Annotated in this window: 13 protein-coding genes and 1 pseudogene; all 14 read right to left on the reverse strand. The window is 25.9% G+C overall.

Annotated features, from left to right (window positions below; genetic code table 11):
- Positions 1 to 475 precede the first annotated feature (475 nt).
- The gene (locus BM384_RS17945) at positions 476 to 700 is read right to left on the reverse strand and encodes a hypothetical protein (RefSeq protein ID WP_207650716.1); all 225 of its coding nucleotides are present in this window, start codon (positions 698 to 700) and stop codon (positions 476 to 478) included.
- Between the two features lie 504 nt (positions 701 to 1,204).
- Positions 1,205 to 1,876, reverse strand: coding sequence for an acetyltransferase (locus tag BM384_RS10305; protein ID WP_139232090.1), 672 nt, complete (start codon positions 1,874 to 1,876; stop codon positions 1,205 to 1,207).
- A 13-nt stretch (positions 1,877 to 1,889) separates the two neighbouring features.
- Entirely contained in the window at positions 1,890 to 3,035 is a 1,146-nt protein-coding gene (gene neuC, locus BM384_RS10310) for a UDP-N-acetylglucosamine 2-epimerase (RefSeq protein ID WP_090013426.1), read from the reverse strand.
- A 20-nt stretch (positions 3,036 to 3,055) separates the two neighbouring features.
- Positions 3,056 to 4,102 carry an N-acetylneuraminate synthase gene (gene neuB / locus BM384_RS10315; protein ID WP_090013427.1) on the reverse strand — a complete coding sequence of 349 codons (1,047 nt, stop codon included), beginning with the start codon at positions 4,100 to 4,102 and terminating at the stop codon, positions 3,056 to 3,058.
- Between the two features lie 8 nt (positions 4,103 to 4,110).
- Positions 4,111 to 4,797, reverse strand: a complete 687-nt coding sequence (locus BM384_RS10320; protein WP_175537341.1) for an acylneuraminate cytidylyltransferase family protein — start codon at positions 4,795 to 4,797, stop codon at positions 4,111 to 4,113.
- 13 nt (positions 4,798 to 4,810) lie between these two features.
- Entirely contained in the window at positions 4,811 to 6,271 is a 1,461-nt protein-coding gene (locus BM384_RS10325) for a capsular polysaccharide export protein, LipB/KpsS family (RefSeq protein ID WP_175537342.1), read from the reverse strand.
- 25 nt (positions 6,272 to 6,296) lie between these two features.
- Positions 6,297 to 7,739, reverse strand: a complete 1,443-nt coding sequence (locus BM384_RS10330) for an MATE family efflux transporter (protein WP_090013432.1) — start codon at positions 7,737 to 7,739, stop codon at positions 6,297 to 6,299.
- A gap of 19 nt (positions 7,740 to 7,758) precedes the next feature.
- Positions 7,759 to 8,964, reverse strand: coding sequence for an O-antigen polymerase (locus BM384_RS10335; RefSeq protein WP_278280918.1), 1,206 nt, complete (start codon positions 8,962 to 8,964; stop codon positions 7,759 to 7,761).
- 116 nt (positions 8,965 to 9,080) lie between these two features.
- On the reverse strand, positions 9,081 to 10,157 hold the full coding sequence (locus BM384_RS10340) for a glycosyltransferase family 4 protein (RefSeq protein ID WP_090013434.1): 1,077 nt from the start codon (positions 10,155 to 10,157) through the stop codon (positions 9,081 to 9,083).
- A 15-nt stretch (positions 10,158 to 10,172) separates the two neighbouring features.
- Entirely contained in the window at positions 10,173 to 10,730 is a 558-nt protein-coding gene (locus tag BM384_RS18515) for an acyltransferase (RefSeq protein ID WP_090013436.1), read from the reverse strand.
- Positions 10,731 to 10,738: 8 nt separating this feature from the next.
- A complete protein-coding gene (locus BM384_RS10350; RefSeq protein ID WP_090013437.1) occupies positions 10,739 to 11,665 on the reverse strand; it encodes a GDP-L-fucose synthase family protein in 927 nt (308 codons plus the stop codon).
- 27 nt (positions 11,666 to 11,692) lie between these two features.
- Positions 11,693 to 12,778 (reverse strand): GDP-mannose 4,6-dehydratase, encoded by a 1,086-nt coding sequence (gene gmd, locus BM384_RS10355; protein ID WP_090013439.1) that lies wholly within the window; start codon positions 12,776 to 12,778, stop codon positions 11,693 to 11,695.
- 15 nt (positions 12,779 to 12,793) lie between these two features.
- Positions 12,794 to 14,038 carry a glycosyltransferase family 4 protein gene (locus tag BM384_RS10360; protein ID WP_090013440.1) on the reverse strand — a complete coding sequence of 415 codons (1,245 nt, stop codon included), beginning with the start codon at positions 14,036 to 14,038 and terminating at the stop codon, positions 12,794 to 12,796.
- Positions 14,031 to 14,216, reverse strand: a pseudogene (locus tag BM384_RS17665) (hypothetical protein); the annotation flags it as partial. The gene BM384_RS10360 and the pseudogene BM384_RS17665, both read right to left, overlap by 8 nt.

The raw sequence follows: 14,216 nt of genomic DNA on the forward strand, positions 1-14,216 counted from the left end.
ATCAATAATTTAACTTCTGCTAAGCATACTGTTAAAGTTGTTGTAACCAATTCTAAGAATTCAGCTTCTTCAGGATATTTTACATCTATAAAATCTATAACAATAATATAAAATAAAAATACCTATAGACAAGAGTATATAGAATCTCTAGTTTATAGGTATTTTTTATCTAATATATTATTTTATAAAAAATAGTTTTAAAAACCACTTAATTTTAAAATTTGTTTAGATATTCTTTTTTCAATAAACTTAGATAGTTGAGTAATTTTAAATATGTTAAAAATACTATATCTTATTAAGTCTAAAATTATAGAAACCACAAAAATTAAAATAACTGTACAAATTATTTATACTATTAATAGTATACATGGATGCTTTAAATAACTTATATATCTATCACTTATTATTTGAAAATATATAAGAGGGTGTGCATGAATAAGATATACTGCAAATGAACCACGCGCTAAGATTCTAATTATTTTTTTAGGAAACTACTTTTAACATCTAGTTTTGCAAATATAATTAATAAACTTATTGCAGATAACAAAATTGTAGGAGAAGTATATTCTATGAGTAATTTTTCTTCTTTCATACTTCCATAAAAAAAGCATGATAGAGACTCTATAACATACTTGCTACCCCAAGTAATTAACATTGAAGTTATATACATAACAATTAAAAATTTAAAACTTTTCTTCATGCATATAGAATACTTTTTTATATACGCTCCTATAATATATAAAATAGATAACCATAACATGCTATATCCTCTTCTCGTTATAAAAATAACATTTCGCATTACAGTTGGCATTATAGAAAAAATAATAATTGATAGTAAAATTAACAACCTAGTATATTTCTTTCCCAAATTGTGTAACAAAAAATTATAAATAGGTATAAAAAAGTACATTGCAAAATATGCTGTAAAATACAAATACCTATCATATAATATAGGAAAAAAAGATTGAATTATATATTTAACATTAATAGTTTCTGAAAAAAATATGTTAAACATTATACTTATACTAACTGAATAAAATACAACTTCAAGCCATAATGATATTATAGTATTCAATTATTAAGTATTCCTCCTCGGCCTAATACATGCAATAATACAATTATAAACATAGATAAGATTTTGAGTAAATCTATACCATAATCTCTTGATTTAACACTTAATTTTACCATATATAAGTCCCCTTAATTATATATCGCTTATTTTATATACTATATCCTTGTTTGATATATTTTTTTGTTTTGCTGGAATTCCAACATAAACACCACTTTCTTTAAGATCACATATAACTACTGCTCCTGCTCCTACTATGCAATCATGTACAATATTTATATATTGTTTTAAAGAAGCTCCTATTCCAATAAATGAGTTATGTCCAATCTTACATCCTCCCCCCATGGAAACACCCGGAGCTATATTAACATAACTCTCTATTTTATTATAATGAGGTATAACTGAATTAACATTAACAATACAATAATCATCAACTTCTGAATATGGTCCAATTACAGCTCCAGCTCCTACAAAAATACCTTTCCCCAGCTTTGCTCTATTTGAAATTATACTTTTAGGATGTATTGCATTCACTACCCTTAAATTTTTTTCTTCTATTAATTTAGAGTATTTTTTCCTAGCATATGAATCTCCTATAGCAATTATTGCCGAATCAATTAATTTCTTATCTATTAGTTCACTTAACTTTGATATATTTCCTATTACAGGATATCCACTTATTATCTTACCCTTAAGGGTTACATCATTATCTAAATATCCAATAACATTATTTTCTTTATAATATTCAAGAGCTTCAAGAACAACCTGAGATTGACCTCCTGCTCCAATAATTATTATATTATTCATAATCTCACCTTCATTAATATGTAATCTTCTTTTGAATAAGATTTTTATCAATTTTTATATTGCTAAGAACTTCAGCTATTTTTTCTCCTGTTTTTCCATCCCCATATAAATTTATACATTTATCTAACTTTTCTTTAAATAAGCTATCATTTAATACATATTCAATCTTTTCTATAATTTCATTTGTACTATAATCACAATTTATTATATTTAATGATTGTAATCTTCCATTTTGTCTTGTTCCAATATTAATAACAGGAAGTTTAAATGATGGTGCTTCCATTATTCCACTACTTGAATTTCCAACCATAACATCAGAATATTTTAATAAAGCAAGGTAATCTTCAAAAGGAATATTCTTATACATTTTTATAAAATCAAAATTTTTATATTCTTCTATAACTCTTATCATTTCACTACTTCCAGCATCTGAATTAGGATAAATCAAAACAGTCTGCATGTTTAACTTTTTTATTGCTTCCATTGTTTCTCTAATTTGAATAGCTGCATTTGAAGATTCTGTTGTAACAGGATGTTGTGCTAATAAAATACTTCTTTTATTAATATCAAGTTTATATTCATTAAATAGTTCGTCTTTAGATTTATATTCTATATTTAAAATTGAATCTAGTCCCGGCGAACCCACATTAAATACATATTTAGATTGTTCTCCTAATTTTATTACTCTCTCTTTACTATCTTCATTAGCAGTAAAATGTATATGAGAAAATTTCGTAATAGCATGTCGTATTGATTCATCTATACTTCCAGTAACTTCACCACCATGAATATGTGCTACTGGTATATTCATGTGTGCGCCAATAATTGCTGGTGCTAAGTCTTCATCCCTATCCCCTAATATTAAAATAATATCTGGTTTAATTCTTTCTATAGCTTGAGTCATTCCTATAAGTCCTAATCCTAGAGATTTACACATTCCTGATGCACTATTATTAGATAAATTCATATCAACAATTTCATCTATCTTGTAACCATCTTTTCTTATTTCATTTATTGTATATCCGCACTCTGGTACAAGATGCATTCCAGTTACGATTAACTTCAATTCTAATTCATTACTTTTCTCTATTGCATTCATAACTGTTTTCAATCGTCCATAATTAGCTCTAGTTCCTGTTACTACACATACACTTCTCATGTTATTTATCCCCCTGACATTTAAATCATATCAATATTTATAATTGTATCTGATTTTATATCCTTCTTAGCAACTCTTCCTACTACAAGTTCAAAATACTTAGGTTTAATTCCTGATGATGGTCTTTTACATGTAAGCATTTCCTCGCTTATTATTTCACCTTTTTTTATATCACAAGCAGATACAATGCTCTTTTGAGCAACATTTTTAACTTCATATTCCGATTTATTTGGTTTCTTAATTGGTGAACCCAAAGCTTTTTCTACTGCCCTTATTTGTTGTACTAATTGCTTTAATTCTTCTGGTTCTAATGATGACATATGATCTGGTCCTGGCATACTTCTATCTAATGTAAAATGTTTTTCTATTATAACTGCACCTCTAGCTACTGCCGCTACTGATACTGCTGTACCCATTGTATGATCAGAATATCCTGTAGGTAATTGAAAAGCTTGCATCATTGTATTCATAGCTTTTAAATTAACATCATTTTCATCAGATGGATAATTTGATGTGCAATGCATTAATACAACATCATCATTTCCTTGACTTCTTATAGCCTCTAATGCTTCTTCAATCTCTCCAAGAGTTGACATACCAGTAGAAAGGATTATTGGCAATCCTGTTTTTGCAATTCTTTTTAACATAGGTATATTAGTTATATCTCCTGAACCAACCTTATAAGCCTTAATTCCCAAATCATATAAAAAATCAACACTAGCATCATCAAAGGGAGTTGCAAAAGCCTCTATATTTTTTGACTTTGCGTATGCATATAGCTCCTTTAAATTTTCTTCATTTAATTCAAGTCTTTTTAACATATCAAATTGAGATTCTGATGCATCTGTTGTAACCTCTTGATATTTAGCTTTAGGTGAGTCTTTTGTAACTAAGGATTCTGTTTTAAATTTTTGAAACTTTATTGCATCAACTCCTGCTTCTGATGCTTTATCAATCAATTCTTTTACAATATTCATATCTCCATTATGATTTACACCAAGCTCTGCTACTATATATACCTTCTCATTTTTACCTATATATTTATTTCCTATTTTTACTTTATCCATAATAACCCCTATAACTCCTTATTTTTCAAAACATATTCAGCCATTTTAAAATCTTCAATTGTATCTATATCTATAGATGCTTTTAAATCCATATAATAAGGTTTAACCTTTTCCCCTAAAATTGCAGTACCTTCAGTTATTAGTATCTTTTTACTTATAAATATAGCTCCGTTCATCTTATATAACTGAGGTAAATTTTGTCTTCTAGTAATACTTTTTTCATCTATACTCATAAATGGTTCTAAATAACCATTATTAATTTTTTTCATCCAATAAGGATGATATTCTATATCCGAAACTGAAACTAATGAATCTGCTTCACCATCATTTATTAAAGATTCTATTGCTTCATCTATATTATTGCTTGTCCTAAATGGTGATGTTGGTTGAATTGTTACTATATAATCAAAATTTTCTCCTATATTTTCAAAGAAATTAACTGCATGTTTTATAACTGAAAAAGATGTTGCCTCATCTGTTGCTAACTCTGGTGGTCTTACAAATGGAACTTCTATCCCCTTTGATATTGCAAAGTCTATAATATTTTTATCATCAGATGATAAGATAACTTTATCTAAATACTTACTATTTTTACATGCTTGAAAGCTATAATCTATTAATGGAATTCCATTTAACTTTTTTATATTTTTATTTTTTATTCCTTTAGATCCACCTCTAGCAGTTATTACTGCCAATATTCTTTTCCCCTTAAACATTCTTCTCACCGTCCTGTAATATATTAATTAAGTTTTCTGCTATTAAATCCATGCTACTTTTTGTATAATCATACATAACTAAAATTCCATTATAAACATTATTCTTGTATGCATAAATTAGTCTTTTATTATACTCGTCAAACTTATCATAATTACTTTTTAGTATTTTTTTTATTGTATCAAATATATCTTCATATCTTGATATATTAAAACAATATGGATGCACATTATATGATATCTTTCCAAATGATAGAATAGGTTTTTTCTGTAGTAAAGCTTCATATCCCATAGTCCCTGTTAATGTAACCAAAAATTTCATTTTATTTACAAGTAAATTTACATTTTCATCACAATGTATTAACTTTACATTTGGTATTCTCTTTATTTTTTTATAAAAATCTAATGAAAAATATCCAAAAGCATGTGGATGATCTTTAACATATAATTTCATACCAATCGGCATAGAAAATGCAACATTCTTTATTACTTCATATTGATTAACAAAATACATAGCATTCACAGATGTTGATGATTCTGGTTGAAAATGTAATGGATATAAAGCAAAACTTTCTCCCTCTTCTACTTTATCAAAGTACTTGTTTTTAAAATTATTTAAATGTCTTATCTTTATTTTTCTAGTTATATTTCTATTTATACTTTTTATTGAATTAATTATTGGATTATCCATACCTAATGAATTTTTTCTATCTTCTTTATTTCCAATAGTATACATAGTGTAATTTTTTATTAATCCAATTTTATTTAAGTAATATTTAAAGTAATTTATATTATAACTTTTTATATCATTTTTCAAGTATTCAGGTTTTTTATTAGAACATTCTTTATAATAATTATTTATATAACTTTTAACTTCATCACTTAACTTATCTTCATCAAATCTATTGAAATCTTCATTTATTTTATCTATGTTACCATACATATCAAACCAAATGTCATATGTGGATGGTATTTTACTCACAATAAATCCAATGTACTTTATTCCTAATTCTTTTGCTGCTATATATGCTGCAAAAGAAAATATATTTGATACATTTTCATAAACAATATAATCAATATTATTGTCCTTAATTATTTCCATAAAATAATTTATAAGATATTCAATTTCTTGATCTGCACGTTCATCTAAATCTCTTCTAAAATTAAACCATTGATGCCTATCAAAATCAGAAAAATATCCTTTTCTTAAATTATACTTTTCATCTAAATTGCTAATATTAATATCATATTTAAATTTCTTTGTATTAATTTTGTAATTAGAATAATAAAATTTATTATTACTATTTATAAACGAATTATATCTCACTTCCGGAAAATGACTCTCACAAGCATAAAAGCAATTTGCATAATTATCTATTTTACTAGATAAATTTTTAAAAAAATTGACATAATTTAATGCAGTATCAATAAGAAACATCATATTTTTTTTTCTCATATACTTCCTCCCCATATAACAAATATTAATATGCTTCTACTTTAATTTTATTATCTTGAATTTTCTTATTATTTCTTAATTTTTTATATAGTAATATAGAAACAAAAATAATATCTAATATATATATTAAATTCATATACATATTAAAAAAATTAATTATATTAATTATTACAAGTACAACTAACTTTACCGTTTCAAATAATAAATTGCAAAGAAAATTTCCATACTCCTGCTTATAATGGTAATATATAACGAATAAATATATTGAAGCATATACCATATAAGTTATTGCCGACATTGCTGCAATCTCTATAAGTCCAAAACCAAAAATTTTTATTCCTAATAAATTAATAAAAATAGAAACAAGTAACGATATAAATGAAATAAAGAATACCACTTGTTTTTTACCTATACCTACCAATGCATACGAGCATAAGGATTGTATTGCTATAAAATATATTCCGATTATAATAATTTGAAATAGATTTATTGAGTTAATATAATCTTTCATAAAAATCTTTACAAACAATGGATATCCTATAATTGATAATGAAATTATTACAAAGAAAACTTTCGACAAAGTCTTTATAGATTCAGATAAATATTTTCCAACTTCTTCTTTTGTATCATTTTTTATTCTTATCAGTAAATCAGGAAAAAGTACCTCTGCTATACAATTAGGTAAAATCTGAAACATTCCAAAAAACATAGTTGCAAAAGTATATAATCCCAAATCAAAATCTCTATTACTTGAAAAGTTTATTATAAAAAATTTATCCATACTCATTATGGTAAACACTGTAATTCCGTTTATAAAAAGTATAAATCCGTCCTTAAATAACATCTTTGTAAATTTATAATCAAATTCTAATTTTATATTATTCACTCTTCCTTTTTTAAAGTAGAAAATATAAAATAATACATTACATAGAAATAATGAATACACGGCTCCTTGTATTTTCCAAAAATATATAGCTATAATTTGAGTTATTCCCATAAATGAATAATATAAAATCGTATATCTAGATATCTTCATTATTTTTTGCTCGGCTCTATAAATAGCCTTATAAAATTCATTTATATAATAAAATAAACTTGAAATTATAGTTACTATTATAAGTATTTTTAAATCATTATTTTCAAATATAGAAACATATATAATAAATAAAATTGATGCTATCAATTGAAATATAAATAGAGATGTTCTACTCTTTACTTCAAATTCTTTAATTCTTTCTTTATTATTATCATCATATACTAAAGGTAAATTCTTATCTGTTGCATATCTTATTCCAAAACTTCCGTATTGAAGATACTGATAATATAAATTAAAATAGGAGTATTGCCCTCTTCCTATAGGTCCTAAAAATCCACTTAGAATAATAGATGATAGTCCTTTAAAGAATTGTCCAAGATAAACTGATATTGAATATATTATTATTTGAGTAAGCTTATTTTTTTTCTTCATTAATAATACTCCTTACTAATTATTCTTTTAACCGTTTTTCAGAAGATAAAAAATCTATAAAACATACAATAGTAATACCTAACCAAAAAACACTTGATGTAAAATGATTCGTAAAAAAGCATATTCCAACTTCTGATAATATGATAATTCTAATTATACTTTTAGTCCTCTTATTGTAATACATACAATTTATGATAAATATTGTAATAGAAAATAAAAATACAGCTCCTTTATTTCCCCAATCACATACATAATCTCTATATATTGTGCCTATATTTAATTTACCTATATATAAATATGAAGTATCGTACCACGATAATTTTTTATCTAAATCTAATACAGTAATGATTGGAGATAATGTATTACTAAGTGTATATGTAGGTTCACCATTTTGCATTTGCAAAGCAAGATTATCATAATTAGGTCCAATATAACAATATATCCACCCCAAGACTTTATTATCTATTTTCATAGATGCATATTCATTTATATTAAAATCGCTACCATTTCTAACATTTCCCATAACACCAAAAAATACAAGAACTATTATCATAATACTTATAATCTTTTTTATAGAAAATATTCTATAGACAAATGATAATAACAATACATATAATGTAAAATGAATTGTTAACGATCTTGACATTGTTAATATTGAATAAATTATCCCCCATAAAGAAATAATTGAACAAATATATTTTTTATTTATTAATAAATTATAAGAAGCAACATAAAATACAACTCTTAATAATACCTCACCGGCAACATGTATTGCTCCTATACTTTCAACACGTTGTCCAATAAATAAGGGTATTCCTGTCTGTTTAGATTCATATATATATATACATATATGTATTATAAATAATATCAATACTACTATGTTCTGCTTTTTATTTAGCTCATACTTATTCCAAAAAATCCTCTTGTTTTTTGACATCAGACTATATATTTTCTCTATTATTATAGGTATGAACCCAATTAAAAATATATATAATCGCGTTATAGTTTTATAATCAACTACATACTGCAAAGAGCTTAAATTAAAAAATGAAATATAATAGCCTCCTAGCCACATTATTAAAAAAACTTTACCTATTAAATATTTTCTTGTTTCAATTAAAGAATTTATCCCTAATCCAATTACAGTTGGTATAATTATAGCTAAGAGATTTATATCACTCTTATATCTTAGACAAATATAAAAATAGATAATTTGTAAAATCATTGGAATTAGAACAATATACACTATTTTTTCTCTCTTTAAATCATCCACACTTCTTACCTCTCATATATCTAGCTTTTAAAAATACTTAATATTTTTGTGACTATATATTAATATCTTTATGTCGCTCTAAATATCTTATCAATACTACATAAATACTGACTTTCTGAAAATTCACTTAATATTTTTTTTCTATTATTTATTAATATTTTTATTATCGGTTGTCTATTTGAATATTCATACTCTATCTTTTTAACAATATCCTTAATAACTATTTCATTTTTGTCATACATTATCATTTCCTCACTATTAAGAATATCTTTTATTCCAGCATGATTCGTTGATATTACTCTTAAACCATTAGCCGCTGCTTCAATTATCGATATTGGTTGTCCTTCATTTTTATATCTTGTTAATAAAATAAAATAATCACATTCTCTTAATAACTCAATCTTTTCCCTACCTTTTACAATTCCTCTATATTCAATAACTCTATTCAAATTATTATTTTCTACAAAATTTAAAAAATACTCTTTGTCCTTTTTATCAAAAAATTTACCAGCAAATATAAACTTTACTTTCATATTATTTTGATTACATAATCTAGATAACTCTAATACTTCTTTGAATCCCTTTTCTTTAACAAAATTACTTAAATAAAGTATCTTTAGAACATCCTTATTTTCAAAATCACTAATCTTTGCATCAAAATCATCATCATTTAACACATAATCATCATCCACACAATTCTTAATTGTATATATTTTTTCATCATTTACTATACCTTTAAAATTACTCTTTAATGAATCTCCTAAAACAATTAATTTATCTACTTTATTTAAAATATAATAATTCATTTTTCTTTGAACATAAGGCATTTTGTTATCTAATAAATTTCTAAACCCACCACCATGTAAATGTATTACTATTTTTTTTTGCTTTAAAATAATAATAGTCAATATTATAATATCTCTAATATTCCCCAAAACACTTTGCGAAATAGTTAAATAATGTAAATCACAGTTAGTTCTTACTAAATGAAATAGATTTAATAATATTTTTTTATTACTTGTTATATCAAACTTAACTAACTTATACTTGTCATTTAAATATGAATTATACAAAGTATCTAAAGCCTTTGATAAACCATGTATAGGCGGTGGAAATTGTCCAATAATTCCTATTACTTTTTTCATGTCTCTCTTTTTCTCCTATGATAACTTTTTTATTACCTTAGCAGGATTACCTGCAATAATTACATTATCTTCAAAACTACCTGACACAACACTTCCTGCTCCTACAATAGATCCATTACCTATCTTAGATCCTTTTAATATTATTGAATTACACCCAATAAAACAATTTTCCCCTATAATTATAGGTAAACTTTTTATTGCATCAATTTTATTACCATTTCTATCTTTAACCTCCAACGGATGAAAATCATTATCTAATATTTTTACATTAGCACCTATTAAAGTATTATCTCCAATACTTATAGATTTTCTTGCATAGATAGTTGTTCCAGAAATACCTACATTGTTTCCTATTTCTATCTTTGCGTCTCTAGTTCTAGCTATAATAATAGTTCTCTGACTAAGCCCTACTAAATTAGACAAAAAACTACTTTTGATAGTGCAATTATCTCCTATTTCTAAATTTGAATATTTCTTTTTAAAAATAATGGGTATTCCATGTAGATTTAATTTTTTTCCGAATTTTACACCATTAATCTTCATAAATAACTTAAAATAATTACTTTTTAACATCTTTTCACCTAATTACTCTTCAAGAAATCTTCATATGCCATTTTAATTCCGTCTTTCAATTCAACTTTATATTTCCAGCCTAATGAATTTAATTTATCTACATTAGTTAACTTTCTTGGAGTACCATCTGGCATATCTTTGTTAAATACCAATTCACCTTCAAACCCTATAGCTTCTTTAACAGTTTCCGCTAATTCTCTTATACTAACTTCCTTACCAGTACCTATATTTACATGTTGTTCTCCATCATAATTTTCCATTAAGAATACGCAAGCATCTGCCATATCATCTACATATAAGAATTCTCTAAGTGGAGTTCCTGTGCCCCATATTTCTACTGTTTCATCATTATTTACTTTTGCTTCATGGAACTTTCTAATTAATGCAGGTAGTACATGAGATGTATTTAAATCATAATTATCATTAGGTCCATATAAATTAGTTGGCATACAACTTATAAAGTTATCATTATACTGTCTCTTAAAGAATTTACACATTTCAAGTCCTGATATTTTTGCAATTGCATATGCTTCATTAGTTGGTTCAAGATATCCTGATAATAATGCATCTTCAATAATTGGTTGTTCTGCCATTTTAGGATATATACATGTACTTCCTAAAAATAAAAGTTTCTCTACCTTATAATCATGAGCTGCTTTTATAACATTATTTTGAATCATTAGATTTTCATAAATAAAATCTGCAGGAGCAGTATTATTTGCATTTATTCCTCCAACCTTTGCTGCTGCTAAAAATACGTATTCAGGTTTTTCTTCTTCAAAGAATTTTCTTACATCCATCTGATTTGTTAAATCTAATTCTTTATGAGTTCTAAAAATCAAATTATTATATCCCTTTGATTTTAAATTTCTAACTATGGCTGATCCAACTAATCCTCTATGACCAGCAACAAAAATCTTGCTATTCTTATTCATAACCTCTACACTTCCCTTAATTTTTATCTATTTTGTACATGCTGCTTCAGATTTAGATAAATATTCTTCTACATCCATACCTGCTATTTCTTTCATATCAGAATCAACCATCATAGCAACTAGTTCTTTAAAACTTACTTTTCTCTTCCAATTTAATTCTTTTTCTGCCTTGCTACTATCTCCCCAAAGCAATTCAACTTCTGCTGGTCTAAAATATCTTGGATTTACATCAACTAAGATTTTTCCTGTTGCCTTATCATATCCTTTTTCTTCCACACCAATTCCCTGCCATTCCATATCTATTCCAACTTCAGCAAATGCAAGTTCAACAAATTCTCTTACTGTATGTGTTTCATTAGTAGCCAATACATAGTCTCCAGGCTTGTCTTGTTGTAAAATTCTCCACATTCCTTCAACATAATCTCCTGCAAATCCCCAGTCTCTCTTAGCATCAAGATTTCCTAAAGATAATTTTTCTTGCTTTCCTGCTACAATAGATGCAACAGCTCTTGTAATTTTTCTAGTAACAAAAGTTTCGCCTCTTCTTGGTGATTCATGGTTAAACAGAATACCATTGCACGCAAATAAGCCATATGATTCTCTATAGTTAACTGTTATCCAATATGAATAAAGTTTAGCTACACCATATGGACTCTTAGGATAAAAAGGTGTTTTTTCACTTTGAGGAGCTGTACCTGGAATTCCTCCAAATAATTCTGATGTTGATGCTTGATAGAATTTACATTTAACTCCTGATTCTCTTATAGCATCCAATATTCTCAAAGTACCTGTTCCTGTTGCTTCAGCTGTATATTCTGGTACTTCAAAAGAAACTGCAACATGAGATTGAGCTGCTAAATTATAAATTTCAGTAGGTTGAATTTTTTCTATTAATCTATTTAAATTACTTGAATCTGTTAAATCTCCATAATGCAGAAATAAGCTCTTATTTCCTATTTCAGGGTCTTCAAATAAGTGATCTATTCTAGTAGTACTTATAGTACTATGTCTTCTTATTATTCCGTGGACCTCATATCCTTTTTCTATTAATAACTCTGCAAGATAAGATCCATCTTGACCTGTTATCCCTGTTATTAATGCTACTTTTCTCATAAAATTACTCCCCCGTTATATTGATAAAATTTCTTTTCTATATTTATCAATTGAAATTTGTTTTTTAAGCTTTCTCTCTAAATAACTTCTCCCATTATTCCCAAGAAATTTCATTTTATTTTTATTCTCTAAAATATAATTAATTGTTTTATAAACCTCATCATAATTTCCAGGTTCAACACAAATTCCACAGTCTGATTCTTCAATTATATATCTAGCTTCAGAGCCCTCATCAAGTACTCCAATTACAGGCTTTCCTGCTGCCATAACACCATATAATTTATTTGGTACAGATACGCCTTTAATTCCCTTAGCACTAACTACCAAGTGTACATCAGCTAAGTTCAATGAATAGTTCAATTTCTCTTTTGGCTGATATGGAATGAACTTAACATTACTTAAAGATTGTTCCTTTGAATAATTCTCTATTTTATTTTTCACAGTTCCATCCCCTGCAAAAAGAAATAGTACATCATCCCTATCTTTAAATTTTCCTATTACCTTTATTAAGTTTTCTAAATCGTAATAAAGTCCGATATTCCCTGAATACATTATTATGAATGTGTTATCTATATCATATTTCTCTTTAATACTTTTTACATTTATATCATCTTTACTTAAAGGTCTTATATTTTCTTCATCTATCCAATTATTTATTACTACATTCTTTGGCACATTAGCATTCTTAAACCTATTTTTTAATGTTTCTATCATGTCTCTGCCAACTAAAATTATCTTATCTGAATTCTTACAGCTATATTTATCAGCTTTTAACGCAGCTTTTAAAATTGGTTTATTCTTTGTATATCCAACAGCCATTGTCTGTTCTGGATTAAAGTCTTGAATATTATATATAAGTTTTCCCTTTTTAAGCTTCTTTGCGATAACTCCAAGTAGTCCTCCTAAAATAGGAGGTTGTGAAATTGTAAATATATAATCTTGGTTTGGAAGTTTTCTAATAGCTTTTATTGCATTTATAAAATATGTAACAATATTAGCTACCCTACTAAGCTTTTTCTTCTTATCAAACTCAGGTACACTTACTCTTATTAACTTTATATTCTTATAGTCTTCCTCATAAAACTTTTTATTTTTATACTTTTCTTCAATTTTTCCACTATAACTTGGCACTGTACATATAACTGTAATATCAAAAGTATCACTTAAACCTTCACATAACTCAGTTAAAATTTGTCCTGTTGATGCCACATCTGGATAAAAATAATGGGCACATACTAATATTTTTTTCTTACTATGCATTTCTAAATTCCTTAATCTTAGATATATTTTTTCTTTTGCCAAGCACTATTTTTCCGTTATTTTCTATAACATAAATATCACTTAAGCCATCTATAATAATTTTTTCACTTGAAGCTACTATTAAACTATAATAGTGCAAAAATGCTTGAATAATTTTACAACTGAATAAAATAAAAAA

Origin of the sequence: Clostridium sp. DSM 8431, assembly GCF_900116755.1 — a bacterium.
GTDB lineage: Bacteria > Bacillota > Clostridia > Clostridiales > Clostridiaceae > Clostridium.